This window comes from Gordonia aichiensis (assembly GCF_039946255.1).
Taxonomy (GTDB): Bacteria; Actinomycetota; Actinomycetes; order Mycobacteriales; family Mycobacteriaceae; genus Gordonia; species Gordonia aichiensis_A.
The window spans coordinates 15,036-40,332 of sequence record NZ_JBCDWL010000012.1 but is presented as its reverse complement, the minus strand read 5'-3'; the positions used below and the strand labels follow the sequence as shown (position 1 = coordinate 40,332).

Below are 25,297 nucleotides of genomic sequence, written 5' to 3'. Positions count from 1 at the left end.
ATCAGTATCGGCCGAACGCCAAGGCCACGTTGTGCCCGCCGAATCCGAAGGAGTTGCTCAGCGCGTAGTCGATCTGTCCGCGGCGAGCCTGGCCGTGCACGACGTCGATGTCGCCGCACTCGGGATCCAGATTGTCCAGATTCAGCGTCGGCGGAATGATCGAATCCTCCACCGCCTTGATCGTCAGGACCGCTTCGAGGGCGCCGACGGCGCCGATCGAGTGGCCCAGTGCTGACTTGGGCGCATAGATGGCCGCGTGGTTGCCCACGGCCGCCTGGATGCCCAGCGATTCTGCGGTGTCGCCGATGGGGGTCGACGTCGCATGCGCGTTGACGTGCGTGATGTCCGAACGCTGGAGACCGGAGGTCTGCAGCGCACGAGCCATCGCGCGCGTATTGCCCTGGCCCGAAGGGTCCGGAGCGACCAGATGGAAACCGTCCGAAGTGATCCCGGAGCCCAGCAGGCGTGCGTGGATGTGAGCACCGCGAGCCTTGGCGTGATCCTCGCGCTCGAGGATCAGCATGGCGGCGGCCTCGCCGAAGACGAAGCCGTCACGGTCGACGTCGAACGGGCGGGAAGCCGCGGCCGGGTCGTCGTTCCGGGTGCTCATTGCGCGCATCATGCTGAATGCCGCGATCGGCACGGAATCGATGTGTCCCTCGACGCCGCCGCACACGATCATGTCGGCTTCGCCCAGGATGATGTGCCGCCACGCGTGTGCGATGGCCTCCGCACCCGACGAGCACGCCGACACCGGAGTGATGACGCCGGCGCGAGCGCCGATGTTGAGTCCGGCGACGGCGGCCGGGCCGTTCGGCATCGACATGGAGACCGCCAGCGGCGAGACCTTGCGGTAGTTGCCGGTGTCCTTGAGTGCGCGATCGGCGTCGATCAGGGCGTCTGCCCCGCCGATGCCGGTGCCGATGACGACGCCCAGACGGTCGGGATCGACCTCGGGCTCGCCGGCCTGCGCCCACAGCCGCTTGCTCATGACGTGCGACATGCGCTCGACATAGGACATGCGGCGGGCCTCGATGCGGGTGACCTCGGTGGTCGGATCGTCGGTGAGGCGACCACCGATGCGGACCGGCAGGTTGTACTGCTCGACGAAATCGTCGTTCAGTTCCCGAATGCCGGACTTGCCGGCGACGAGATTTTCCCAGGTCGTGTCGAGATCGGCCCCCAGGCTCGTGGTGGCGACCATCGAGGTCACCACCACGGAGGGGAACTCTCCACCGCGCGTGGAAAAGTCACGTAGCTCGGTCATATCAGGCCTGGCTCGCCTCGATCTGGGCGGCGATGGCGGCAGCGGTCTCGGGGTTCTCGGCCTCGAGCTTCTGGACGTAGGCGACGGTGTCGCCGACGGTGCGCAGGCTGGCGAGGTCCTCGTCCGGCACCTTGACGCCGTACTTGTCCTCGACCTGAACGGCGATCTCGACCATCGACAGCGAGTCGATGTCCAGGTCGTCGACGAACGACTTCTCCAAGGTCACCTCTGACGGCTCGATGCCGGTGACCTCTTCGATGATCTCGGCGATGCCTGCGACGAGCTGTTCCTGAGTGGCGGCCACGATGTGGCTCCCTTCTGTATCTGCTTCGGTACTGCTACGGGTTCCGGATTCAGCGTGTGCTGCGTGGACGGGCCGTACGGCCTTCCGGGGGTCGGGTGCTGCCGACCGCTATCCAAGTCCTGGGAGGTCCACCAGATCGGCTGGGGACTTGACGGCGCGCGAGGGCACGCCCTTGAGTTCGCGCTTGGCGATTCCCACGAGGGTGCCGCCCGGCGCGAGTTCGACGATCGCATGAGTCTGCGCCTCGCCCATGGCCGCCGAGCACAGATCCCAGCGCACGGGGCTGGTGACCTGGCTGACCAGGCGCGCCAGCGCCTCGGCGCCGCTGGTGACGACCTTGCCGTCGGCGTTCGACAGCAGCGTCCGGTTCGGATCGGCGGGGGTGATCTGCGCGGCGGCCGCGGCCACGGCGTCGCGCGCGGGAGCCATGTAGCGGGTGTGGAAGGCGCCGGCGACGGCGAGCGTGCGCGTGCGTGCCTTGGCGGGCGGGTCGGCGAGGAGCTTCTCGATCGCGACGACCGAACCGGCCGCGACGATCTGTCCCTTGGCGTTGCGGTTGGCCGGGACCAGATCGAGCGAGTCGAGATGGGCGAGGACCTCGTCCTCGTCGCCGCCGAGCACGGCAGCCATCGTGGTCTGCTCCACCGCGCACGCCTTGGCCATCTCGGCCCCGCGCACGCCGGCCAGGACCATCGCCTCGTCTGCGGTGAGCACGCCGGCGAAGGCGGCGGCGGCGACCTCGCCGATCGAGTGTCCCGCGATGATCGTGTCCGCGGGCAGCTCGCCGTGCCTGCTGCGCAGCTCGTCGAAGGACAGCAGCGCGGCGGCGACCACCAGCGGCTGGGTCACGGCGGTGTCGGTGATCTCTTCGGCGGTGGCGGTGGTCCCGAGGCGCTCCAGGTCGAGATCGATCGCCTCCGACCATGCGGCGACGCGGTCGCGCGCCCCGGGCAGCTCCAACCATTCGGTGAGCATGCCGGGTGTCTGAGAGCCCTGTCCGGGCGCAAGCAACGAAAGCACGTGACTAGACAACACCTTTCTCACCCACTGCATGGGTGTTGATGGATACGAACCTTTGCGGCGTTCTTTGTAGGGTTCCCACAAATGTGACTTCGTCGGTGTTCTCATCGTCATCGGTCCGAGATTCGTTACCGGATAGATGCGGAGATTCCACCAGCTGGGAGAACCCGTTCCAATGTGGGTGGCGACTGTGACTCAAGTGACAGGTGGGGGCGTTCCTTCACGGTTTTGTGTCAATCGTCCGATGGTCAGAGCGACGCGCAAGACGAAGGCGTCCCTGGCGTTAGATGCGTCACGGCCGGTGATGTCAGTCACCTTTTTTAGGCGATACCGCACAGTATTTGGATGGATGTACAGCGTGCGCGCGCACGTCTCCACCTGGCCGCCGCTGTCGAGGTAGGCCTCGACGGTGTTGACGAGCGTCTCCGAGGCGCTGAGCGGCTCCACGATCGTCTCGTCCATCGTCTCGATCGCCGACGGGTCGCCGTTGAGTGCCCGCTCGGGCAGCAGATCCCAGCTGTAGGCCGGACGCGGCGCATTGGGCCAGCCGACGACGGCGTGCAGACCGGCCATCGCCTCCACCGCGCTGGCGTGCGCCGAACCGAGGTTGGGCGTCGTCGGACCGATGACGACCGGCCCCTCGGCGAAGTTCTCCAGCAGGTCGACCAGGAATCGGTCGGCCGGCGGCAGCGCGCCCTCGACGATGGCGACCAGGGTGCTGCCTTGAACCACCGACAGGGCGGCTTTGTCGTGCTGTTTGGCGGTGTTGTGGATCGCCAAGGCGACCGAGACGTTCTGCTCGGGCGGCGGAGCGCCGACGATGACGGTCGCCGCGGCATCGGTGGCCCAGTTGAGGGCCGCCGCGCGCGAGAGGAGCTGCGGACCGTCGTCGCCGCGGACCACTGCGTCGACGACCAGCGCCTCCATGCGCGAATCCCAGGCGCCGCGCGACTCGGCGGCCGAGGCGTAGATCGCGGCGGCGGCGAAACCGATCTCACGGCCGTAGCGGAGCACCGACTCGGTGAGGGCGCGCAGCTGGGCGTCGTTGCGGGCCAGCAGCGGCAGCCACTTCTCGAAGAACTCCATCGCCACCCGGACCATCTCCACCGTCTGCAGCAGCGAGATGCGGCGCGCCAGATCCTGCGGCACCACCTGGAAGGCCTGGACGGTGAACTTGACGTTGCCCTCGGGATCCTGGATCCACTCCACGAAATTGACCACCGCGGTCTGCACCACCAGCTGGACGCCCGCGCGCTGAGCGGCATCGAGGTCGCTGAAGTAGGGGAGCTGCTCGGACATCGAGTGGATCGCCTCGGTCGCCAGTCGTCCGCTGTACTGCTTCACGCGGCGCAGCAGCGTCTCGGGCAGGGCGTCGTGAACGGTCGCGGGTGCCGGGACGTGGGCGCCCCGGGCGCCGAAGACATCGGTGGCGCGGGTCGTCGCCAGTCGGGGGTCGGGTTCAGCGTCGGGCACGCCTTCAATGTAGACCGCGAGGCTGGGCGATTCCTGGCTGCGCGGGAGAAGCAGGCCGTCCGGCACGGATCTGACGGGCACGAAGGTCTGCCCGCAGACGGCGAACGCCGACGACCCCGGGGTCGTCGGCGTTCGCGGTTCGTCGGTCGGATCTAGGCGACGCCCGGATCGCTGGTCTGCTCGGGGGCGGCCGAGACATCGTCGATCTGGTACTTGCGGGCCGCGTCGGCCGCCACGGTGCGGTCGATCTTCCCGTCGCGTGCCAGCGCCACCAGCACGCCGACGACGATGGACTCGGCGTCGATGTTGAAGTACCGGCGCGCGGCCGGGCGGGTGTCGGAGAAACCGAAGCCGTCGGCACCGAGCGTCACGTAGGTGCCCGGCACGTACGCCCGAATCTGCTCGGGGACCGCGCGCATGAAGTCGGTGACCGCGACGAACGGTCCCTGCGCGTACTGCAACACCTCCGTCACGTACGGACGGGTCGAGGTGCTCGGGTTGCGCAGCTCGTCGCGATCGGCGGCGATGCCGTCGCGGGAGAGCTCCGACCACGAGGTCACCGAGTACACGTCGGCGGCCACGTCCCAGTCCTGTGCCAGCAGGTCCTGCGCCAGCAGCGCGTCGCCCATCGTGACGCCGGAGACGAGGATGTTCGCGTAGTGCGCGGCGGGAGCGGCCGCGCGGCGGTACCGGTAGATGCCCTTGAGCAGCCCGGCCACATCCAGGTCGGCCGGTTCGGCCGGCTGGGTGATCGGCTCGTTGTAGACCATCAGGTAGTAGAAGATGTTCTCCGCGTCGGGTCCGTACATGCGCCGCAGACCGTCGACGACGATGTGCGAGAGCTCGTAGGCGAACGCCGGATCGTAGGAGACCGCCGCCGGGTTGGTCGAGGCCAGCAGCGGCGAGTGGCCGTCGGCGTGCTGCAGGCCCTCGCCGGTGAGCGTGGTGCGGCCGGCGGTCGCACCGACGACGAAGCCGCGGGCCATCTGGTCGGCGGCGGCCCAGAGGCCGTCGCCGGTCCGCTGGAAGCCGAACATCGAGTAGAAGATGTACAGCGGGATCATCGGTTCGCCGTGGGTGGCGTACGAGGTGCCGACCGCGGTGAAGCAGGCGGTCGAACCGGCCTCGTTGATGCCCTCGTGCAGGATGCGGCCGCTCTCGGACTCCTTGTAGGCCAGCATCAGCTCGGCGTCGACCGAGGTGTAGTTCTGCCCGTGCGGGTTGTAGATCTTCAGCGTCGGGAACCACGAGTCCATGCCGAAGGTGCGGGCCTCGTCGGGGATGATCGGCACGATGCGCTTGCCGACCTCCTTGTCGCGCAGCAGTTCCTTGAAGACGCGGACCAGCGCCATGGTGGTGGCGACCTGCTGGTTGCCCGAGCCGGCCGAGACCGCCTTGAGTGCGGGCGCCGGATCGGCCTGCAGCGGCTTCGGGGTGAACTTGCGGCTGGGCAGGAACCCGCCGAGTTCGCGACGGCGCTCGAGCAGGTACTCGATCTCCGGAGAGTCCATGCCGGGGTGGTAGTACGGCGGCAGGTACGGGTCGGCTTCGAGCTGGGCGTCGCTGATCGGCACGTGCGCGGTGTCGCGGAAGGCCTTCAGGTCGGCGAGCGTCATCTTCTTCATCTGGTGGGTCGCGTTGCGGCCCTCGAAGTGCTTGCCGAGCGTGTAGCCCTTGATGGTCTTGGCGAGGATGACCGTCGGCTGACCCTTGTGCGCGGTCGCCGCCGCGTAGGCGGCGTAGATCTTGCGGTAGTCGTGGCCGCCGCGCTTGAGCTTCCAGATGTCGGCGTCGGACATGTCGGCGACCAGTTCCTTGGTCCGCGGGTCGCGGCCGAAGAAGTGATCGCGGATGAAGGCGCCGTCGTTGGCGCGGTAGGTCTGGAAGTCGCCGTCGACGGTCTTGTTCATCAGGTCGACGAGGGCGCCGTCGTTGTCGGCGCGGAACAGCGAGTCCCACTCGCGGCCCCACACCACCTTGATGACGTTCCAGCCGGCGCCGCGGAAGAACGACTCCAGCTCCTGGATGATCTTCCCGTTGCCGCGGACCGGCCCGTCGAGGCGCTGCAGGTTGCAGTTGATGACGAAGGTCAGGTTGTCCAGCCCCTCGGTGGCGGCCACGTGAGCCAGGCCGCGCGATTCGGGCTCGTCCATCTCGCCGTCGCCCAGGAACGCCCAGACATGCTGGTCGGAGGTGTCCTTGATGCCGTTGCCGTGCAGGTATCGGTTGAAGCGCGCCTGGTAGATGGCGTTCATCGGGCCCAGACCCATCGAGACGGTCGGGAACTGCCAGAACTCGGGCATCAGCCGCGGGTGCGGGTACGACGGGAGGCCGCCGCCCTCGCCGGCGTGGCTCTGCTCCTGCCGGAAGCCGTCGAGACGGTGCTCGTCGATCCGGCCCTCGAGGTAGGCGCGGGCGTAGATGCCGGGGGAGGCGTGGCCCTGGATGAAGATCTGGTCGCCGCCGCCGGGGTGATCGGCGCCGCGGAAGAAGTGGTTGAAGCCGACCTCGTACAGCGAGGCGGACGAGGCGTAGGTGGAGATGTGCCCGCCGACGCCGATGCCCGGCCGCTGAGCGCGGTGCACCATGATCGCGGCGTTCCACCGGATGAACGCGCGGTAGCGACGCTCCAGGTCCTCGTCACCGGGGAACGCCGGTTCGAGTTCGGTCGGAATGGTGTTGACGTAATCGGTGTTGGTGAGCGCGGGCAGCCCGATGCGCTTGTCCTCGGCGCGTTCGAGGATGCGCAGCATCAGGTAGCGGGCACGTTCCGGACCGGCGTCGGCGAGCATTCCATCGAAGGACTCGAGCCATTCATCGGTCTCGGTGGGGTCGTTGTCGACGAGGTACGACGCGACCCCGTCTCGGATGACCTGAACGCGACTGCCGCTGGACGCCGGGACGGTGCCGGTCTCCTCGGAGCCGACGATCTGATCGGTCACTATGTGCCACCTATCTCGCAGGCGGACGGGGCGATGGCGGCCGTCGTGCCTGCTGGGTCGGGGTCGCCGGGGTGAGGCGACCGGGTATCTGCCGCTGACGATGGACGCGGCGCACCCTCCATCGTGCCGCAAATCACGGGGTTTGACACAAGATGTGTCCAGTCACATCACCTACTGTGCGGTAGCCTCCTGCCTTAGCGTTCTTGGACTGTTCGGAGGAGGGTCGTGTGGGCCGTTGGACTCGGGCCACCGCGGCCGCGACGGTGGTGTCGGCCGGATTGGCGCTGTCGGCCTGCGGTTCCGCGTCGGCACCGGAGCCGACGGGGACCGGAACCGTCACCGAGACCGTCGTGCGGGCCGGGACGTCGGAGGCGGAGAGGATCGCCATGATCCGCTTGTGTCAGCAGACGATCACCTCGGCGGGGGTCATGGTGCGCGACTACAACGCCTTCATCAAACGGCTCAACGCCGTGCAGGACTACCGGAAGGTCGGCGCCGAGGCGCGCTGGGCTGTCGACACCCTCAACACCGGGGCCGATCTGGTCCGTCGCGCGGTCGCGCCCGATGTTCCCGAGGCGGTCGATGCGCAGGTGCAGGCCTTCGTCACCAGTTCCGAACAGCTCGCCGAACAGATCGAGGGCAAACGCAGGCAGTCGCTGAATCGGGTGTCGGACACCTGGAGCGGCGACCGCACCGCGCTGTTGGAGACGTGTTCGAAGTATCTGCCCGCCGGTGGCTGAGCCTCGGTGGCGGCGCTCGCCCGAGCGCGCGGAATCACGTTGCGCGACACTTCGTGTCGTTAGACCCTGTGCGGAAGGGCGCTTAGCCTTTACGCTGTCTCTAAGTTGCGTCACGGTGGCGTGGCTTCGCCTGCGCACGACGCGCGGCACACTTACTCGAATGGGAGGACGTACGCGGTGGTAACCGCCTCAGAAGGCAGGGCCGTCAAGCTCGGTTTCACCAACGGCATGGTGGTGCAGGAGATCGGTTGGGACGAGGACACCGATGACGATCTGCGGATCGACATCGAAGACGCGATCGACGCCGAGATGCTCGACGAGGACGCCGTGGACGTCATGGACGCGGTCGTGATGTGGTGGCGTGAAGACGACGGCGACCTGGTCGACGCGCTGATGGACGCGATCGGTCCGCTCGCCGAGGGTGGCTTCATCTGGGTGCTCTCCCCGAAGACCGGACGCGACGGATACGTCGATCCCAGCGAGATCGCTGAGGCGGCTCCGACCGCCGGCCTGACGCAGACCTCGGTGGTCAGCCTCGGTGATTGGTCGGGAGCCCGTCTGGTGACGCCGAAGGCCCGCGCAGGGAAGCGTTGATGCCCGCGCAGCGGGTTGCCGGTCCGATCGAAGTCGGCGCCGTCGCACCGGATTTCACGCTCCGCGACCAGAACAACCAGGCGGTGGGGCTGTCGTCGCTGCGTGACCGGAACGTCCTCGTGGTGTTCTTCCCGCTCGCCTTCACCGGAACCTGTGAGGGCGAGCTCGGCTACCTGCGTGACAACCTGCCGCGCTTCGACAACGACGACCTCACGGTGGTCGCAGTGTCGGTGGGCCCGCCGCCCACGCACAAGGTCTGGTCGTCGGCCCAGGGCTTCCTGTTCCCGATCCTCGCGGACTTCTGGCCGCATGGCGCAGTCGCGCAGGACTACGGCGTCTTCGACGACGCGCACGGCTTCGCCAACCGGGGAACCTTCGTCATCGGCCGCGACGGAATCGTGAAGTTCTCGGCGATGGTCGGACCGGGCGAGAAGCGCGAGACCGACACCTGGGACGCGGCGCTCGCGGCTTTGGCGGACTGAGTCCGACCTGCCACCGGGGGCGCTGGGGCCGCTCCGGGCTGGACGCTAGGGGCGCTGGGGGAACTCGGTGGCCAAGGCGGTCGCGAAGAGCCTGTTGCGCTGGATCATGCCCGGCACGGTGTAGTGGACGCCGTCGACGTACCAGGACGGGTCGGGGTAGCGGGCGAAATCGAAGACGCGCAAGTTCGGGTAGCGGTGGGCAGCGCGCTGCAGCGCGGCGTTGAAGGCCGTCATGTACGACTTGGCGTACGTCGCCGGCTTGGTGTCGGTGGTCATCACCGTCGGCCACAGCACCGGTCGGCCGATGAGGTGCCGCATCACCTTGTCGATGCGCTGATCGGCGGTGACGGGGCTGCCGGTGGCGATTCGGGCGGCGTCGTTGGCGCCGAGCGCGATGATCCAGCAGCCGTCGTGGTGGCGACTCAGTTCGGTCTTGATCGCGTCCAGGCCGCTCGGCTCGCCGTTGTAGCGTTCGACGGTCGACCGGAAGTTGAGCGCGTTCAGATACACGTTCTTGACGCCCACCCGCTGGTACTGCGGGGTCATCCTGTCCGTGGGGCTGGGCAGGTGCACGGAGTTGTCGAGCCCCACCGACGTCGAATCGCCGATCTGAACCACGGTGCGGCACATCGTCTTCTGGTCTTCGCGCGGCAGGTTCTGCGTTCCGGACCCGCGCGGATGCGTCATCATCCACAGGTACGACGGAACGTCGAAGACGGTGTCGGAGATCCCGCGCTGGCTCAGGTTCTGCGTCACCGTCCGGGAGAAGGCGTCGAGCAGACCCGCCGGGCTGACGTGCGCGGAGGCCGGCGGCGCCGCGGTCGTCGCACCGATGGTCGCGGCCGCGAGCACCGCCGTGATGGTTCGAGCACGGCGGCTTCCCGCTCGGGGTGTCGAGCGGTGCCGGAGCCCGCGACGGCGGGAGGTGCGTTCACTGATCACAATGTCCTCCATTGCACCGAAGCCGTCGCGCGACGGCAACGCGAATGGACTGTCGGATTGATCACAATATTGCCCTGAGCAGGGCGAATACTCCCGCTTCGGGGCTCTTGTCCGGTCTGGTTCGGGGGCCCGGACGGTGTCGGGACGGATCGTCTCGGGTCAGATCATGTAGTGCAGGTGCCGGACGATGCTCTGCCCGAGATCGGTGTCGCCGGCCACCGTGATGCGGGACGGGTCGCCGCTGGGCCGACCGCCGGCGATGCGCGCCAGTTCGACACCGTCGACCGTCAGCGTCGCATCGGGACGGCCGTCGATCGCCGGAACCACTGCCGCCCGGTCCTCGGTGGCGATGAAGACCGTGAACGGGTACAGCCCGGTGATGTCGAAACGGACGGTGCTGCCGACCTCCGCGCGTGCCTTCTTGCCGACGATGTAGGGGAGCGCCGCTTCGATCTCGCGCAGCGCCCAGCGCGCGGGTTCGGCCTGCTGCGGGGTGCCCAGGTCGAGAGAGTCGCGGATGTCGATCTCGTGGACCCAGCAGTCGAAGTCGCGGATCCGCATGAACCGGCCGTAGGTGTCCGGGCCGGCGGGGGTGGTCGACTCGGCGTTCCACTGCCCGTCGGTCATTCCGCTGAGGAACTTGCTGCGCTCGGCGGTGACCGTGATGAAGTCGGTCATCAGCTCGTCGCGCGAGCGGGCCCGATAATGATCGATCCACCGTTCGTTCAACTCGCCGATCGGATTCTTCACGTGCGCGATCTCGGTGGTGTCGAGCGCCGAGTCCGGTCGGCGGCCGGCGAGCATCGATTCGGTGCCGACCACGTGGGCGACGATGTCCCGAACCTCCCAGCCGGGGAGCACGGAGGGGGCGGTCCACTGCTCCTGCGAGAGCGGCGAGACCAAGGTCTCGATGGCCTGCCACTGCGCTTCAAGTGCATCGATCAACGGTTCCTGAGGAACGTGGGTCGTCACTGCGGGTCCTTCCGTGCGATGAGGTCTGTCGATCACGCTAGCCGGAGTCCGCTCACTCGGCCGTGATTGGGAGGTATCCGGTTTGAGATGCACGCGCTGGAGCCGATATCTTGGTGTGGGCCGAACCACGTTCGGCGCAGGCGCGTATAGCTCAGCGGTAGAGCTCTGGTCTTACACACCAGCGGTCAGGGGTTCAAATCCCTTTGCGCGCACCAGGACTGACCCCAGCATCTCGGACAGAAGTCACCGCTGGCGGCGGACACCGCGCTGAGCGGGGGTGTGGTGCCTGAACGGTGACGTTCATCCGACCGTCGACGAGAACCACCGACTGGGCATGACGCAGCCTGACGGGCGGCAGAGTGCGGCACCTCGGGGTACGAGTCGCCTCAAGGCAGCCGTTCGAGATTGGTGCACCCGGTCCAGCCCCGTTGTCGGAGCAGTTCAAGGAAGCGCGCTGCGATCGGTACGAGTTCGCGGAACATCGCATCGAGCAACTCGGCCAAGTCGTCGGGAAGACGAAGAATCTCGGTGGTCTTCTCGGTCTCGGCGGCTTCGATCATCGCCACGAGTCGATCGACGATGGCGGGCAGCCGGGGATCGGCGCGGTCCCACTCCACAGCCGCTGCGATGTCCCGGTACAGAGCGAGGCTGTCGGGGTCGTCGAGTTGCCGCTGCTTCACTGCCATGTAGAGCGGAATCCGGTCGGGGAGTTGCGCGGCCATCAGGATCCACGCATCGCGTTCGCCCCTGACGAAGCTGTCTGTGAAGCCCAGCGCACGCAGGCGGCCCAGGTAGGCCGCGGCCTCCGTTGGCAGAGCCAGATTGTCCCCCGCGGCAAGCGCAGCGATACGTCGACGGTGTTGCTGCCGCTCGTCGATCTCGGCGCACAGCCGACGATCGATCTGGCCGACTGCACAGGCGAACTCGGCGTCGTCGGCCGTCATCAACTCCTGCACGCGGGAGAGGGGGACGCCCGCCTCGGCGAGTGTGCGGATCTTGACCAGTTCGGAGACGGCGTCCGCCCGATATCGGCGGTAGCCGGATGAGTCTCGTTCGGGCTCGGCGAGCAGACCGACCGCGTGATAATGCCGCACCGCGCGCACGGTGACGCCTGCGTAGGCGGCGAGTTGACCGATGGTGAGCATCCTCGACCTCTTCTGGAGCGGTGCAGTCCGGTGCGGCGTGGTCAGGTCAGTCTGCGCCGATAGGCCGACATCGCCGAGAGATAGGCCAGGACCAGGACGACGAGACACGACACCAGTGCGATCCAGCCATCCCGACCCGCGGGCTCTCTCGCGAACAGGTCACGAATGGTGTTGACGATGAAGGTGACCGGTTGGTGTTCGGCGAACCACCGCACCGGACCGGGCATGCCGGCAGTCGGGACGAACGCCGAACTGACGAACGGCAGGAAGATGAGCGGATAGGCGAAGGCGCCCGCCCCGTCGGGCGACTTGGCCATCAACCCGGCGATCACCGCCAGCCACGTCAGAGCGAGCGTGAACAGGGTGGTGATCCCGACGATCCCGAGCCAGCCGAGGGCGCCGGCGCTCGACCGGAAGCCCATCGCGAAGGCCACGAGCACCACCAGTGCTACCGAGATGAGGTTCGCGACAAGCGAGGTGAGCACGTGCGACCAGAGCAGCGCCGACCTGGCGATGGGCATCGACTGGAACCGTTCGAACAGTCCGGTGGAGACGTCGGTGAACAGTCGTAGCGCCGTGTACGCGACACCGGAGGCGACGGTGATGAGCAGGATTCCGGGCAGCAGGTAGTCGATGTATCGGCCGCCGCCGGTGTAGATGGTGCCGCCGAAGACGTACACGAACAGCAGGAGCAGAGCGATCGGTGTCACCGCGGTCGTGATGATGGTGTCCGGACTGCGCAGGATGTGGCGCAAGGAGCGGATCAGCAGCGTGGCGGTGTTGTCGACGAAGTCAGTTGTCATGGTGATCTCCGGTCCGCTCGGAGGACGATCTGTCCGGCGGGTCGCCGACGATCGACAAGAAGATCTCTTCGAGAGTCGGCTGCTTCTCGACATACTCGACCTTCGTCGGTGGGAACAGAGCCCGGAGTTCCGAGAGGGAGCCGTCGGCGATGATGCGACCCGAATGCAAGATCGCGATCTGGTCGGCGAGGTGCTCGGCCTCGTCCAGGTACTGGGTGGTCAGCAGCACCGTGGTGCCGCGGTCGGCGAGGTCGCGGATCATCGCCCACGTCTGCAGCCGCGCCTGTGGATCGAGGCCGGTGGTCGGCTCGTCGAGGAACAGCACCGGCGGGTCGCCGATCAAGCTCATCGCGATGTCGAGGCGGCGCCGCATCCCGCCCGAGTACTCCGCGACCCGACGGTCGGCGGCCGCGTCCAAACCGATTCGCGCCAGCATGTCCTCGGCGATGCTGTCGGTGGACTTCAGTCGCCGCAGCCGGGCGATGAGGGTCAGGTTCTCCCGGCCGGTCAACACGTCGTCCAGCGCCGCGAACTGGCCGGTGAGACTGATCGACCGGCGGACCTGCTTCGCGTCGGCGGAGACGTCGAAGCCATTGACCGACGCGGTGCCCGAGTCTGCTCGGAGGAGGGTGGCCAGGATGCGAATAGTGGTCGTCTTTCCCGCACCGTTGGAGCCGAGCAGCGCGAAGACGGTGCCGGAGCGGACCGTGAAATCGATGCCGCGGAGCACGAGATTCTCGCCGTATGCCTTGGTGAGCCCGACCACGTCGATCGCAGCGTCTGTCGTCATGGATCAAGTCTGAAACCCTGACGCAGCGTCAAGGTCAAGGACTCATTCCGGCATTGGAGCGGATGGCAGGATTCGAACCCGCGTCGGACGGTTTTGCAGACCGTTGCCTCGCCACTCAGCCACACCCGCAGGACTCACACACTGCCGTCCGGGCGGGGCCGTGACCAGGGTTGCATCCAGGCTGGGTTCAATCGGCGGCGCGGTCGGGGGCGATGGGATCGCGCAGGATCGGACCCGAACCGAACGATCGGACGGCGGTGCCGGTCATCAGGCGCGCTGGTTCGGGGTCCGAACGCAGCCGACGCTCCAGGTCGGCCGAGTCGGGCAGCGTGCCGTCGGAGGCGACGACGATGATGTTGCCGCTGCGGCGACCCTTGAACATCGACGGGTCGGCGATGAGTTCGACGTTGGCGAAGACCTCGGCGACGGTCGCGACCTCGCTGCGAACCGACCGCAGATCGCGCCGGTCACCGCAGTTGGCGATGTACAGGCCGCCCGGTTCCAGGACTCGCCGGACGGCGGCGGTGAACTCGACGGTCATCAGATGCGCGGGGGTGAGGCTCTCGGCGAAGGCGTCGCGGATCACCACGTCGCGGGTGTGCTCGCGCAGGCCAGCGACGACCTCGCGGGCGTCGCCCACGCGGATCCGCAGCCGCGGGGCCCGCGGCAGGTCGAACCACTCGCGTGCCAGGCGGGCCAGCTCGGCGTCGATCTCGACGGCGACATGGCGGGACTGCGGGTAGGCGTGCGCCAGATAGCGGGGCAGCGCACAGGCCGCGGCCCCCAGATGAAGCACGCGCAGGGGTGCGGTGCGATCGGGCCAGCGGTCCTCCACGGCCGCCACCGCCTGCCGCATGTACTCGAACTCGAGGAGGTCGGGGCGGTCGGGTGCGATGTGGCTGCTCTGGGCGCCGTTGACCGACAGCAGCCACCCGCCCTCGCGGTCGGAGGCGAGTTCGGCGGTGCCGGTGGAGATCTGGAAGGAGCCCGGCTCGGGCTCGGAGCGTGCGGTGGCCATCGGAACAGATCGTAGCCGTCGATACGATCGACTGATGCGGATGAAGCGGGCCGAGGCGGCGGGGATGGCACTGGGAGCGGTGGCCGACGGAGTCTTCGCCGACCCGCGGCGCGGACACCCCGTCGCCGGATTCGGAACCGCGGTCTCACGCGTCGAGCAGGCCGTGTACGCCGACGACCGACGAGTCGGCGCGGTCTTCGCGGCGGGCGCGATCGCCGCGGCCGCAGCGGCGGGCGCCGCGATGCGACGTGCGGGGGCGGCAGGGACCGCGGCGGCCGCGTTCACCGCTCTGGGCGGAACCTCGCTGTGCCGCATCGGCGACCAGATCGCCGACGCGCTCGAGGCGGGCGACATCGACGGGGCGCGGACGCTGGTGGCCGGGCTGGTCGGGCGAGATCCCGACCTGCTCGACGAATCGGGGATCTGCCGGGCCGCGGTGGAGTCGATCGCCGAGAACACCTCCGACGCGGCCGTCGGGCCGCTGGTCTTCGGCGCCGCCGCCGGAGCGACCGGGATGCTGGCCTACCGGGCGATCAACACGCTCGACGCCATGATCGGCTACCGCTCGGAGCGGTACCGGAACTTCGGGTGGGCCGCGGCGCGCACCGACGACCTCGCCAATCTCGTGCCCGCGCGCCTGACCGCGCTGCTGGCGGCCGGCGTCAGCGGTCGCCCGCGTGCGGTCTGGACCGCGGTCCGACGCGACGCGCACCGGCATCCCAGCCCGAACGCCGGGGTGGTGGAGGCGGCGTTCGCCGGCGCCCTCGACATCGAACTGGGCGGACGCACCGTGTACGCGCACGGAGTGGAGGAGCGTCCCCGGCTGGGCGACGGTCGGGCGCCGACCGTCGCCGACCTGCGCGGCGCGGTCGAGCTGTCACGTCGGATTCAGGTCGCCGCCGCGACCTTCGCGGTCCTGACCCGATACCGCGCCGCCTCCACCGGCCGTCGACGCTACTTCCCGTAGCGCTGGGCGAGTTTGGCCTTCACCGCGTCGGCGGAGTCCTCGGCGACGGCGCCGCCGCCGATCTCCGCGGTGCCCTTGGCGAGCACGTCGTTGCCGCTGACCGTGCCGGCACCGCGCAGCCGGTCGCGGACCTCGTCGCGGTCCTTGCGTCGCGGAGGCGGCGGTGCGTCGGACGGGTCGTCGGATTCGGCGCGGGATGCGCGTCGTGCCTTCACCTCCGAATAGATGAAGTATGCGGCGCCGAGCGGCACCATGACACCGAAGGCCAGCCACTGCAGTCCGTACGACAGGTACGGGCCGGAGTCGAGCTGCGGCAGGGCGATCTCGCCCAGCGAACCGGGCTGATTCGGCGACAGCTGGAGATAGAAGTCGTCGACGGGCGATCCGACGACGGGCGCCAGCTCGCCGGTGTCGATCGTGTACGCGCTCCACGCGCCGTTCTCCACCCGCGGCTGCTTGCCCGGGCTGGTGGCTTCGGAGCGGCGGATTCGACCGGTGACGGTCACCTCGTTCGTCGGCGCCGGAGGGACGTCGACGACGTTGTTGTCGCCCGGGCGCACGTAACCGCGGTTGATCAGGACGGTGCGGTCGGTGCCTGCGACGTGGAAGGGCGTCACGATCTCGACGGCCGGGCGCTCCCCGGCGTTGCGGAGTCGGATGAGCACCTGGTGGTCGTTGGCGAATGTTCCGGTCACCTCGACCGCTCGCCATTCGGTGTTCGGATCGAACGCGCTGCCGGCGGGCGCCACCCGGTCGATCGGGACGGGGGCGGTGGCCTCGGCGGTCTTGATCAGCTCGTTGCGATGCTCGGTGTCGGAGTTCTTCCCGAGTTGCCAGGGGGCCAGGACCCAGAAGCACGCGCCGGCGAATGCGACCACGAACACCGCCATCAGCAGCCAGCCGGGACGCAGGAAGGACTTCAGAACACGCACGCCTCCAGGCTACTTGCCCCGCCCGGGACTAGTCGCTGAGCGTCGCGTGGACCCAGGCGAGCAGGCCCGGGACGGCGGCCTCGATCTGCTGTCGGACCAGGGTGAAATCGGCGGGCCCGCCGTAATACGGGTCCGGCACGTCGGGGCCGTCGGCGTCCGGGTCGAAGCTGCGCAGCAGCCGAACCCTCTCGCCGAGTCGCTTGCGCTCGAGCTCGGCCACATGCCCGGAGTCGGCGACGACGAGCAGATCGGCAGAGAGATGATCGGGCGAGAGCTGGGCGGCGATGTGGTGATCGGCGTAGCCGTGGGCGAGCAGTTCGGTGCGGGCACGGTTGTCCGCCGGCTCACCGATGTGCCATCCGCCGGTGCCCGCGCTCGTCACGCGAACCCGCTCGGACAGCCCGGCCTCGGCGATCGCCGAGGTGAAGATGGACTCGGCCATCGGGGACCGGCAGATGTTGCCGGAGCACACGAAGCACACGTGCAGCATGCGGGGCGAGTTGTCAGACACCGAGCTCCTCACGCAGTCGCTGGACCGAGGCGACGATCCAGTCAGTGGATGTTCTCCCGGCCGCGCGAGCCAGACCCGCGGCGGCCTGAGCGGCCTCCAACTCTCCGGGGAGAGCGTAGCCCCACCGCACCCCGATCGTCGGGATGCCGTGAGCAGCCGCTCCTTCGACATCGTGCGACCGGTCGCCGATCATCACGATGCGTGGCGTTGTCCCTTCCGACTGTAGTACTTCGAGCGCATGATCGATCACGGCCGCCTTCGTCGGACGGCTGCCGTCCTCGGCCGCACCCGCCACGATCGCGAAGTGGTCGGACAATCCGAAATGGTCGACGATGCGTCGGGCGATCGGCTCATTCTTGCTGGTGGCGACCGCCATCCTCCGGCCGGACGCGGCCAGCTCCGCCAGGAGCTCGGCCATACCCGCGAAGACGCTGTTCTCGAGCCACCCCACGTCGTGATATCGCTCTCGGTAGGCGGCGATCGCCGCAGCGACCTGGACGTCGTCGAGCCCGTAGGCGCCCATCGACACGCGCAGCGGAGGTCCGACGACGCCGCGCAGGAAGTCGGTGTCGGGCGAGGGGAGACCGATCTGCTCGAAGGCGTACCGATACGAGCGGGTGATGCCCTCGATGCTGTCGGTGATGGTCCCGTCGAGGTCGAACAGCAGGGCGGTGGCGCGGTCGTCGAGGGCGGAGATCACAGAAGCCATGGTGCACGTAGGCTTTGGGGACCATGAAATCGGCTGCGACGACCCCGCCCTCGACCACCGGTGAACGCGGCCTGCGCTCCGCTGCGGAGCCGCTCGCGCCCGCGGACGACGACCTGTTCGATCCGCACCGCCACGGCGACGAGGACGCGGCCGCCGGCGTGCTCGACTTCGCCGTGAACGTGCGACCCGGCCCGCCGGAGTTCCTGGCCGACATCCTCCGCGATCGGGTCGCCGACCTGGCCGCCTATCCGTCCGGCGCCGATCTCGCGGTCGCCACCGAGGCGATCGCCGAGCTGCACGGCCGCGATCGGGCCGAGGTGCTGCTGCTGGGCGGGGCGGCCGAGGGGTTCGAACTGCTCGCCAAACTCGGCGCGCGGCACGCGGCGCTCATCGAGCCGTCGTTCACCGAGCCCGCGCGAATCCTGCGGGAGGCGGGCGGTGCACGCGTCACCTCGGTGGTCCTGCCGCCGCCGTGGAGCCTGCACGCCGCGGCGGTGCCAGACGACGCGGACCTGGTGGTCGTCGGGAATCCGACCAATCCGACGTCGGTCCTGCACACGCGCGCCGAGATCGAGGCGTTGCGCCGGCCCGGCAGGCTGGTGGTGATCGACGAGGCGTTCGCCGATCTCACCGTCGGCGGCGGGGCCGCCGAACCGGAATCGCTGGCCGGCACCCGCGCGGAGGACCTGATCGTGATCCGATCGGTAACCAAGACCTTCGCACTCGCCGGACTGCGGGCCGGGTACCTGCTCGCCGCGCCGGAGGTCGTCGCCCGGCTGTCGCGCGGACGCAGGCACTGGCCGCTGGGGTCGCTGTCGTTGGCGGCGTTGACCGCCTGCGCCGGGCCGCAGGGGCAGGCCCATGTGGCCGCCGAAGCCGCGCAGGTCCGGGCCGATCGGGCGTACCTGGTCGATCGTCTCGCCGCGCTGGGCGTGTCGCCGGCCGTCGACCCGCAGGCGCCGTACGTGCTGCTTCGACTGGCCGGGGGAACGGCGGTCAAGGCCGCCCTGCGTGCGCGTGGGATCGGCGTGCGCAGCTGCGCCAACTTCGACGGACTCGGCCCCGACTACCTGCGGGTCGCCGTGCGGCGCCGGGAATCGACCGACGCGCTGATCGCGGCGATGCAAGATGTGATGACGGCGGTCGCGCGGAGCCCGCATCGCGACCGACCAACTGATCCGGCAAGGAGAGTGAGCCCTGATGAGTCCCCGACTGGGTGAGGTGATCGCCGAACTCGAGCGGATCTATCCGCCGCGGCTGGCCGAGAGCTGGGATGCGGTCGGGCTGGTGTGCGGCGACCCGGACGAGCCCGCCGAGACGGTTCTGGTGTGCGTCGACGTGACCGAGGCCGTCGTCGACGCCGCCGTCGCCGCGGGTGCGCAGCTGATCGTGGCGCACCATCCGCTGCTGATGCGGGGAGTCACCACGGTCGCGGCCGACACGCCGAAGGGGCGACTCGTGCATCGGCTGATCAGGGAGCGATGCGCGCTGTTCTCGGCACACACCAACGCCGATAAGGCCCGACGCGGCGTGTCGGACGCGTTGGCCGAGGCGCTCGGCCTGCGCGACACCGTTCCGCTGCAGCCGGAACCGCTGGTCGCGCTCGACAAATGGATCGTGACGGTTCCCGAGGGCAGCGCCGATCAGGTCAGCGAGGCCATGTTCAACGCGGGCGCCGGCGCGCTCGGCGACTATCGGAACTGTCAGTGGAGCGTGGTCGGCACCGGGCAGTTCCTGCCGGTGGCGGGCGCGACGCCGGCGGTCGGCGCGATCGGCGACCTCACGCGGATCGACGAACAGCGACTGGAGATGGTGGCGCCGCGTCGCCTGCGGGGGAGCGTGCTCACCGCCCTGCGCGCCGCGCATCCCTACGAGGAGCCGGCCTTCGACGTCTTCGAGCAGGCCTCCCTCGACAGCGACATCGGGTTGGGTCGGGTGGGCCGGCTGCCGGAGCCGATGACTCTGGCGGCCTTCGTCGCCCAGGTGGGGCAGGCGCTGCCGCCCGCCGCATGGCCGGTGCGCGGGGCGGGCGATCCGGAGGCGCGCATCGAGACGGTGGCGGTGTGCGGCGGGGCGGGCGACTCGCTCATCGGCGCGGCGAGCGCCGCGGGGGCGGACGTCTACGTGACCGGCGATCTGCGACACCACGTGGTCGACGAGTCGCTGCGCGGCGGCGCGCCCGCGCTGGTCGACGCCGGGCACTGGGCGACCGAGTTCCCGTGGTGCGCCACAGTCGCCGATATCCTGAGCCAGATCGGTTGCCGGGCAACCGTATTCCAAGAGCCGACCGATCCGTTCACGGTGATCGGCGCTAGCAAGGAGCAGCAGTGAAGGTCCCCAGCGCACAGCAGCGTCGACTGCTCGACGTCGCCGAACTCGACGCCGACATCGCCAAGGCGCGCCACGAACGACGCAATCTGCCCGAAGACGCAGAGCTGACCGCGCTCGCCGAGGAGATGGAGGCGATCCGCGAGGACCGAGCCCGCGCCCAGGTGGCGGTCGACAATCTGCAGGCCGAATACGATCGCGTCGACGCCGAGCTGACCGGGACCGCCGCACATCTGACCCGAGATCGCGAGCAGATCGAGTCCGGGGCGATGAACCACAAGGCGCTCGCCGAACTGCAGCACCAGGTGGCCGGGCTGGAGCGTCGCGCCGAGACGCTCGAGGCGGAACTGCTGGAAGTGATGGAACAACAGGAGGCCACCGACTCGGAAGCCGAACGCACCGAGGCCGCGCTGCTGGCGGCGACCGAACGCGAACTCGACCTGGTCGCCCGCCGCGATGCCGCCGGGGTCGGCGTCGACCAGCGGGTCGCGGACCTGACCGACAAGCGTGCCGCCGCCGTCGCCGACGTGGACGCCGCACTGCTGGCGATCTACGACCGGCTGCGCGAGCAGGGCCGGGTCGGGGCCGGGCTGGTGCGGCAGCGGCGCTGCGGCGCCTGCCGGATGGAGCTCGACCCGCGAACGCTGTCGGGGATCGCCGCGGCCGACGACGACGAGGTGCTGCGGTGCGAGGAGTGCGGCGCCATCATGGTGCGGACCGAGCAGTCGGGCCTGCCGCAGGGCCCGCAGTGAGTGCGTCGAAGTCGGCGCCCAGCTGGCAGGGGCAGATGGCTCCGCCCACGCGGATCATCCTGCTGCGCCACGGCCAGACCCAGCTGTCGGTGGACCGGCGATACTCCGGGCGCGGCAACCCGGAGCTGACCGATCTCGGCCGCCGGCAGGCCGCCGCGGCGGCGGATCGACTGGCGACCGGGGCGCTCGGCCCGATCGACGCGGTCCTGTCGTCGCCGCTCGCGCGGACGATGACGACCGCGCGAGCGGTCGCCGAGCAGATCGGAGCCGACGTCCAGGTCGCCGAGGGCGTCATCGAAACCGACTTCGGCGCCTGGGAGGGCTTGACCTTCGCCGAGGCCGCGGCCCGCGATCCGGAACTGCACCGGCGGTGGCTGGGCGATGTGGAGGCGGCTGCCCCGGGAGGGGAGAGCTTCGCGGCGGTGGGCGAGCGCATCGCGCTGGCGCGGGAAGACATCCTCGAACGGTTCGCCGGGCGCAGTGTGCTCGTCGTCTCGCACGTCACGCCGATCAAGACGATGCTGCGCGACGCGCTCGGCGTGGGCCCGGAACTGCTGTTCCGCCTGCACTTGGACCTGGCGTCGATCTCCGTCGCCGAGTACTACCCGGACGGAGGCTCGGTCGTTCGCCTGGTGAACGACACCGCGCACCTGCAATGAGGACGCGGCGGTCGTTCACCTGCTCACCGAGCCGCCCGAGGGTGATCGAGTAAGCGACCGGAGCGCAGCGGAGGGAGCGCATCGAGATCCGGTGCGGTGTCTCGATGTGTTCGGTCGCTGCGCTCCCTCACTTACTCGACAAGCCTGGGGTGGTGCGTGTGGTTGTGGGGTCTTTCTTAGGGTGATCGAGTAAGCGACCGGAGCGCAGCGGAGGACGCGCATCGAGATCCGGTGTGGTGTCTCGATGCGTTCGGTCGCTGCGCTCCTTCACTTACTCGACAAGCCTTGGGGGGACCGGGGCGGAGTGGAGGACGTGCGTCGAGATCGTCTCGATGCGTTTCGTCGCTTCGCTCCTTCACTTACTCGACAACCCTGGGGTGTCGAGAGGTAGCACGATGCGGTCGTTCCCTCGTTCTCGACGAGGCTCGGGGTCCGCTATTCTGAACCTCGCGAACGAGTCGGCCGGGCGGCCGCGGCGAGGGAACCGTGCGAGGCATCGTGCAGGCCCGAGTCGAGGAAAGTCCGGACTCCACAGCAGCAGGGTGGTTGCTAACGGCAACCCGGGGCGACCCGCGGGACAGTGCCACAGAGAACAGACCGCCCGCACGTCTATCGTGCGGGTAAGGGTGAAAAGGTGCGGTAAGAGCGCACCAGCGACGCGGGTGACCGCGCCGGCTCGGTAAACCCCACCCGGAGCAAGGCCGAAGCTCGCACAGACCGTGAGGTCCGTGCGAGTGCGCGAGTGATCGAGGACTGCTCGTCCGATACTCGCGGGTTGGCTGCTTGAGGTACCCGGCGACGGTGTGCCCAGATGGATGGTCGCCCCCGGTCTGCGGGCCGGGACAGGATCCGGCTTACACGCCGACTCGTTCGCCCACCCCGCCGCCTTTGTCCGGCGGCGGGTCTACGCTGGTCAGTCATGCAGCGGAGGATGTGGGCGCCGAAGATCGATTTCGCTCAGTTGCGCCGCGACCTGGGACTCGTGCCCGACTTCTCCGACGCCGCTGAGGCACAGGCGCGGTCGGTCACCGACCGGTACCGTGACCAGCGCGTCGACCGCAACGACCTCGAGTTGGTGACGATCGACCCGCCGGGCTCGATGGATCTGGATCAGGCGCTGCGGGTGGTGCCGCTCACGGACGAGCCGGGCGGCGGCTTCCTGGTTCATTATGCGATCGCCGACGTCGCCGCCCTCGTCGAGCCGGACAGCCCGATCGACGAGGCGAGCCGGACGCGCGGACAGACGGTCTACTTCCCGGACGGCAACGTTCCGCTTCATCCGCGGGCGCTGTCGGAGGAGCTGGGCTCCCTGCTGCCCGACCAGGTGCGCCCGGCGGTGCTCTGGACGGTTGAAGTGGACGGCGGCGGCGACTGCCGCAGCGTGCAGGTGTGCCGCGCGACGGTCCGGTCCAGAGCCCGCCTCGACTATGCGGGCGTGATGGCCGACCTGCGCGCCGACCGGCTGCATCCGGCCGTCAGCGCGCTGCCCGACTTCGGTCGGACCCGTCTGGAGTGGTCGCTCGATCGCGGTGCCGTTCAACTCGATCTGCCCGACCAGGAGATCGTTCCGCACGCACCCGGGCGCGCGTGGACGCTGCGGTTGGCGCCGCGCACCCCGGCCGATCAGTGGAACGCGCAGGTGTCGCTGCTGATCGGCATGTGCGCCGGGCGGATCCAGCGCGAGGCCGGCGTCGGGCTGCTGCGGACGCTGCCGCCGGCCTCGGCGGAGGCGATCGGCGATCTCCGCGACGCCGCGCATCACCTGCGGATTCCGTGGCCGCCGGAGATGACGCCGGGCGAGTTCCTGGCGTCACTGACCCCCGAGGCGCCGACGACGCTGGCGCTGATGAGCGTCGGCAGCCGGCTGATGCGGGGTGCGGGCCATCTGGCGTTGGACGCGGAGTCGGCCGCACGCAGCGACGCGCAGGTCGAGCACGCCGGTGTCGGCGGCGTGTACGCGCACGTCACCGCGCCGTTGCGCAGGCTCGCCGACCGGTACGCGACCGAGGTGTGCCTGGCCGTCACCGAGGGCCGCGAGGTGCCGGACTGGGTCCGGGCACAGTTGCCCGCCCTGCCGGCGGTGATGCGCGGATCCGACTCGGTGGCCTCGGCCGCCGAACGTCGGAGCATCGACCTGACCGAGGCCGTGGTGCTGTCCGACCAGGTGGGCCGACGATTCGAGGCGGTCGTGATGCGCGACGGGAACGGCAAGCGGAGCCCCGAGATCTTCATCGCCGAACCGGCGATCGTCGCTCCGTGCGCCGACGCGCCCGAGGCGGGGAACCGGTGCACGGTCGAAGTGGTCGAGGCCGATCCCGCGATCCCGCACGTCGCGTTCCGCGCCGTCGCGAACGCTGCTGGCGCGAACGTTACTGGCGCGAACCCTACTGTCGCGAACCCTACTGGGAGCGCCGGTACTTCTTGACGGCGCGACGCCCGCGGGCCTCCTCGCGCGCGTCCATCCGACCGAGGACGAACAGCGCCTCGCGGCTCAGCGAGGTGTCGGCGGCCAGCGAAGCCAGATGCGCACGATTGATCACGGTGTCCTGGAAGACGCCCAGGTGCGTCTGGACCTTCTTCGCTTCCGTGCCCGCCCGTTCGAGACTGCGCCGGCGGAGCGGTTCGGCCGACTCGGCCGTGTAGCGCAGCGCCTTGGCGCGCTTGCGGATGGTGTGGAGCTGCTCGACCCACTCCGGGGACCACGGACTGAACTTCCGCAGTCGCTTGCGCGCCTTGATCATCCGCGCGTAGGCCTCGCCGACCGCCTGGCTTGCCACCTCGCGGGCCTCCCGGGATGCGGCGTGCCCGGGGATCGGGGCGTCGATCAGGCGGTCCAGGTCGTCGAGCATCTGCAGGTAGCGCGGCGTCGAGAGCGCGAAACGCATCGACTTGAGGGCGCGTTCGTGCTGGGCGCGCTCGTCGTCGATGAGGGCGGCGACCAGATCGGCGGGCGCGTCCTCGCTGGCCAGGAGGTGCTCGTTGGCGGCCAGACGCACTTCGCGGTCGCGGGCGTCGCCGAGCACCTCGGCCAGCAGTCGAAGCTCTTCGGCGACGGGGGCGGCGGCCTCGGGGGCGATGACGCCCGGATAGGACATCAGGATGGACCGGATCTTGCGCGTGGCGACCCGCATCTGGTGGACGGCGTCGTCGCCGTTCTCCCGCGCGATCGGATCCCAGGTCAGGAGGGCGTCCCGATGCGCGGCGAGGTCGAACTGGACCAGACCGAGCGCGGTCGCCTTCTTCGGCAGGGCGCGGATCAGGTCGTCGTGCGGCTGGGTCCCGATGGCGCGGGCGAGCTTGGAGACACTCGACGCCGGTGAGGCGCCCGCGTCCTGCAGGATCCGGCGCGCACGCTTGAGGAGCTTGGCCGCGGCCTCGGGGGCGGATTCGCCGACGAGTTCGAACTCCCACTCGGCCCAGCGGTTCACCGACCCGCCGGGCAGCAGGGACTCCGCGGACACGAGGTCCTCGCAGAACTCGGCCAGGGCGACGCCGTGCGCGTCGTGCACCGTCGTCACCGTGCGGTCGGTGGTGATGGTGGCGACCGGGACCAGCGGCTCGGACCGGATCACCGCGAGCACCTGTTCGCGCAGCGCCTGCGGCACCTCTTCGTGGCCGACCTCGTCGAAACCGAGGGCCGTCTCACGGCGACCGCTCGGCACCGTCGACGGACGCTTGAGATGCCAGCCCGCATCGGTGCCGCCGGTGCGGCGCCGCAGGGTCATGCGGTTCTTGGCCAGCAGGGTCCCCGGCGTGTCGAAGTAGGTCGCTTCCAGCAGAAAGGTCTCCGGCTGCCCGGCCGAGCCGTCGGCGACGAGCCCGGAGAGATCGGGAGCAGGCAGGCCGGGGGCGACGTCGAACTTCACCTCGACCTCGATGGAGTGGGACGGGGGCATGTCATCGGCTCCTGTGTCGTGCCGCCGAACTGGACGCGGCGGCTCGGGCGT

At 69.4% G+C, this 25,297-nt stretch carries 24 protein-coding genes, 2 tRNA genes and 1 other RNA gene; 11 read left to right on the top strand and 16 right to left on the bottom strand.

Going from position 1 to position 25,297, the window contains the following annotated elements:
* Position 1: 1 nt before the first annotated feature.
* From AAFO60_RS14425 to aceE, 5 genes are all read right to left on the bottom strand, one after another.
* Positions 2 to 1,267: a KasA/KasB family beta-ketoacyl-ACP synthase gene (locus tag AAFO60_RS14425; RefSeq protein ID WP_347956909.1), complete on the bottom strand. Its 1,266-nt coding sequence runs from the start codon at positions 1,265 to 1,267 to the stop codon at positions 2 to 4.
* Position 1,268: 1 nt separating this feature from the next.
* The gene (gene acpM, locus AAFO60_RS14420) at positions 1,269 to 1,571 is read right to left on the bottom strand and encodes a meromycolate extension acyl carrier protein AcpM (RefSeq protein ID WP_347956908.1); all 303 of its coding nucleotides are present in this window, start codon (positions 1,569 to 1,571) and stop codon (positions 1,269 to 1,271) included.
* A gap of 108 nt (positions 1,572 to 1,679) precedes the next feature.
* Entirely contained in the window at positions 1,680 to 2,591 is a 912-nt protein-coding gene (locus AAFO60_RS14415) for an ACP S-malonyltransferase (protein WP_347956907.1), read from the bottom strand.
* A 195-nt stretch (positions 2,592 to 2,786) separates the two neighbouring features.
* Positions 2,787 to 4,064, bottom strand: coding sequence for a PucR family transcriptional regulator (locus AAFO60_RS14410; protein ID WP_347956906.1), 1,278 nt, complete (start codon positions 4,062 to 4,064; stop codon positions 2,787 to 2,789).
* A gap of 152 nt (positions 4,065 to 4,216) precedes the next feature.
* Positions 4,217 to 7,006, bottom strand: coding sequence for a pyruvate dehydrogenase (acetyl-transferring), homodimeric type (aceE, locus tag AAFO60_RS14405; RefSeq protein ID WP_347956905.1), 2,790 nt, complete (start codon positions 7,004 to 7,006; stop codon positions 4,217 to 4,219).
* Positions 7,007 to 7,233: 227 nt separating this feature from the next.
* Here aceE and AAFO60_RS14400 point away from each other — a divergent pair, with 227 nt between their 5' ends.
* From AAFO60_RS14400 to AAFO60_RS14390, 3 genes are all read left to right on the top strand, one after another.
* A complete protein-coding gene (locus AAFO60_RS14400) occupies positions 7,234 to 7,746 on the top strand; it encodes a hypothetical protein (protein ID WP_347956904.1) in 513 nt (170 codons plus the stop codon).
* Between the two features lie 177 nt (positions 7,747 to 7,923).
* The gene (locus tag AAFO60_RS14395) at positions 7,924 to 8,340 is read left to right on the top strand and encodes a DUF3052 domain-containing protein (RefSeq protein ID WP_347956903.1); all 417 of its coding nucleotides are present in this window, start codon (positions 7,924 to 7,926) and stop codon (positions 8,338 to 8,340) included.
* Complete coding sequence (locus AAFO60_RS14390) at positions 8,340 to 8,822, top strand: peroxiredoxin (RefSeq protein ID WP_347956902.1); 483 nt, start codon at positions 8,340 to 8,342, stop codon at positions 8,820 to 8,822. The genes AAFO60_RS14395 and AAFO60_RS14390 overlap by 1 nt, the downstream gene beginning before the upstream one ends.
* A gap of 45 nt (positions 8,823 to 8,867) precedes the next feature.
* On the opposite strand, the gene AAFO60_RS14385 is transcribed toward AAFO60_RS14390, so the two are convergent.
* Together AAFO60_RS14385 and AAFO60_RS14380 are read right to left on the bottom strand one after the other, a co-directional pair.
* The gene (locus AAFO60_RS14385; RefSeq protein WP_347956901.1) at positions 8,868 to 9,674 is read right to left on the bottom strand and encodes an SGNH/GDSL hydrolase family protein; all 807 of its coding nucleotides are present in this window, start codon (positions 9,672 to 9,674) and stop codon (positions 8,868 to 8,870) included.
* Positions 9,675 to 9,923: 249 nt separating this feature from the next.
* Complete coding sequence (locus tag AAFO60_RS14380; RefSeq protein WP_347956900.1) at positions 9,924 to 10,736, bottom strand: maleylpyruvate isomerase family mycothiol-dependent enzyme; 813 nt, start codon at positions 10,734 to 10,736, stop codon at positions 9,924 to 9,926.
* Positions 10,737 to 10,876: 140 nt separating this feature from the next.
* Here AAFO60_RS14380 and AAFO60_RS14375 point away from each other — a divergent pair.
* Positions 10,877 to 10,951 (top strand) — tRNA-Val (locus AAFO60_RS14375).
* 171 nt (positions 10,952 to 11,122) lie between these two features.
* Here AAFO60_RS14375 and AAFO60_RS14370 read toward each other — a convergent pair.
* The 5 genes from AAFO60_RS14370 to AAFO60_RS14350 all read right to left on the bottom strand — a co-directional run bounded on the left by AAFO60_RS14370 (position 11,123) and on the right by AAFO60_RS14350 (position 14,492).
* On the bottom strand, positions 11,123 to 11,881 hold the full coding sequence (locus tag AAFO60_RS14370; RefSeq protein WP_347956899.1) for a MerR family transcriptional regulator: 759 nt from the start codon (positions 11,879 to 11,881) through the stop codon (positions 11,123 to 11,125).
* A gap of 41 nt (positions 11,882 to 11,922) precedes the next feature.
* Complete coding sequence (locus AAFO60_RS14365) at positions 11,923 to 12,684, bottom strand: ABC transporter permease (protein WP_347956898.1); 762 nt, start codon at positions 12,682 to 12,684, stop codon at positions 11,923 to 11,925.
* Entirely contained in the window at positions 12,674 to 13,474 is an 801-nt protein-coding gene (locus AAFO60_RS14360) for an ABC transporter ATP-binding protein (RefSeq protein ID WP_347956897.1), read from the bottom strand. Before AAFO60_RS14360 ends, AAFO60_RS14365 begins: the two co-directional genes overlap by 11 nt.
* 54 nt (positions 13,475 to 13,528) lie before the next feature.
* Positions 13,529 to 13,603, bottom strand: a tRNA-Cys gene (locus tag AAFO60_RS14355).
* A 58-nt stretch (positions 13,604 to 13,661) separates the two neighbouring features.
* Positions 13,662 to 14,492: a spermidine synthase gene (locus tag AAFO60_RS14350; protein ID WP_347956896.1), complete on the bottom strand. Its 831-nt coding sequence runs from the start codon at positions 14,490 to 14,492 to the stop codon at positions 13,662 to 13,664.
* Positions 14,493 to 14,526: 34 nt separating this feature from the next.
* On the opposite strand from AAFO60_RS14350, the gene AAFO60_RS14345 reads away from it, so the two are divergent.
* The gene (locus AAFO60_RS14345) at positions 14,527 to 15,459 is read left to right on the top strand and encodes a cobalamin biosynthesis protein (RefSeq protein WP_347956895.1); all 933 of its coding nucleotides are present in this window, start codon (positions 14,527 to 14,529) and stop codon (positions 15,457 to 15,459) included.
* Here the strand turns inward: AAFO60_RS14345 and AAFO60_RS14340 are convergent.
* The 3 genes from AAFO60_RS14340 to AAFO60_RS14330 are packed head-to-tail and all read right to left on the bottom strand — an operon-like array spanning position 15,447 to position 17,611.
* On the bottom strand, positions 15,447 to 16,391 hold the full coding sequence (locus AAFO60_RS14340) for an SURF1 family cytochrome oxidase biogenesis protein (RefSeq protein ID WP_347956894.1): 945 nt from the start codon (positions 16,389 to 16,391) through the stop codon (positions 15,447 to 15,449). The two genes, AAFO60_RS14345 and AAFO60_RS14340, sit on opposite strands and share 13 nt — an antisense overlap.
* 28 nt (positions 16,392 to 16,419) lie before the next feature.
* Positions 16,420 to 16,881, bottom strand: coding sequence for a low molecular weight protein-tyrosine-phosphatase (locus tag AAFO60_RS14335; protein ID WP_347956978.1), 462 nt, complete (start codon positions 16,879 to 16,881; stop codon positions 16,420 to 16,422).
* Positions 16,882 to 16,894: 13 nt separating this feature from the next.
* Positions 16,895 to 17,611 carry an HAD-IA family hydrolase gene (locus AAFO60_RS14330; protein ID WP_347956893.1) on the bottom strand — a complete coding sequence of 239 codons (717 nt, stop codon included), beginning with the start codon at positions 17,609 to 17,611 and terminating at the stop codon, positions 16,895 to 16,897.
* A gap of 23 nt (positions 17,612 to 17,634) precedes the next feature.
* Here AAFO60_RS14330 and cobC point away from each other — a divergent pair, with 23 nt between their 5' ends.
* From cobC to AAFO60_RS14300, 6 genes are all read left to right on the top strand, one after another.
* Positions 17,635 to 18,831, top strand: a complete 1,197-nt coding sequence (gene cobC, locus AAFO60_RS14325) for an Rv2231c family pyridoxal phosphate-dependent protein CobC (protein WP_347956892.1) — start codon at positions 17,635 to 17,637, stop codon at positions 18,829 to 18,831.
* Positions 18,812 to 19,942 carry a Nif3-like dinuclear metal center hexameric protein gene (locus AAFO60_RS14320; RefSeq protein WP_347956891.1) on the top strand — a complete coding sequence of 377 codons (1,131 nt, stop codon included), beginning with the start codon at positions 18,812 to 18,814 and terminating at the stop codon, positions 19,940 to 19,942. Before cobC ends, AAFO60_RS14320 begins: the two co-directional genes overlap by 20 nt.
* A complete protein-coding gene (locus AAFO60_RS14315; RefSeq protein ID WP_347956890.1) occupies positions 19,939 to 20,691 on the top strand; it encodes a zinc ribbon domain-containing protein in 753 nt (250 codons plus the stop codon). The genes AAFO60_RS14320 and AAFO60_RS14315 overlap by 4 nt, the downstream gene beginning before the upstream one ends.
* 35 nt (positions 20,692 to 20,726) lie before the next feature.
* Positions 20,727 to 21,350 (top strand): histidine phosphatase family protein, encoded by a 624-nt coding sequence (locus AAFO60_RS14310; RefSeq protein ID WP_347956977.1) that lies wholly within the window; start codon positions 20,727 to 20,729, stop codon positions 21,348 to 21,350.
* 454 nt (positions 21,351 to 21,804) lie between these two features.
* Positions 21,805 to 22,223: RNase P RNA component class A (gene rnpB / locus AAFO60_RS14305), an RNA gene on the top strand.
* 46 nt (positions 22,224 to 22,269) lie between these two features.
* Positions 22,270 to 23,775 carry an RNB domain-containing ribonuclease gene (locus AAFO60_RS14300; protein WP_347956889.1) on the top strand — a complete coding sequence of 502 codons (1,506 nt, stop codon included), beginning with the start codon at positions 22,270 to 22,272 and terminating at the stop codon, positions 23,773 to 23,775.
* Here the strand turns inward: AAFO60_RS14300 and AAFO60_RS14295 are convergent.
* Positions 23,750 to 25,246, bottom strand: coding sequence for a CYTH and CHAD domain-containing protein (locus AAFO60_RS14295; RefSeq protein WP_347956888.1), 1,497 nt, complete (start codon positions 25,244 to 25,246; stop codon positions 23,750 to 23,752). The two genes, AAFO60_RS14300 and AAFO60_RS14295, sit on opposite strands and share 26 nt — an antisense overlap.
* Positions 25,247 to 25,297 lie beyond the last annotated feature (51 nt).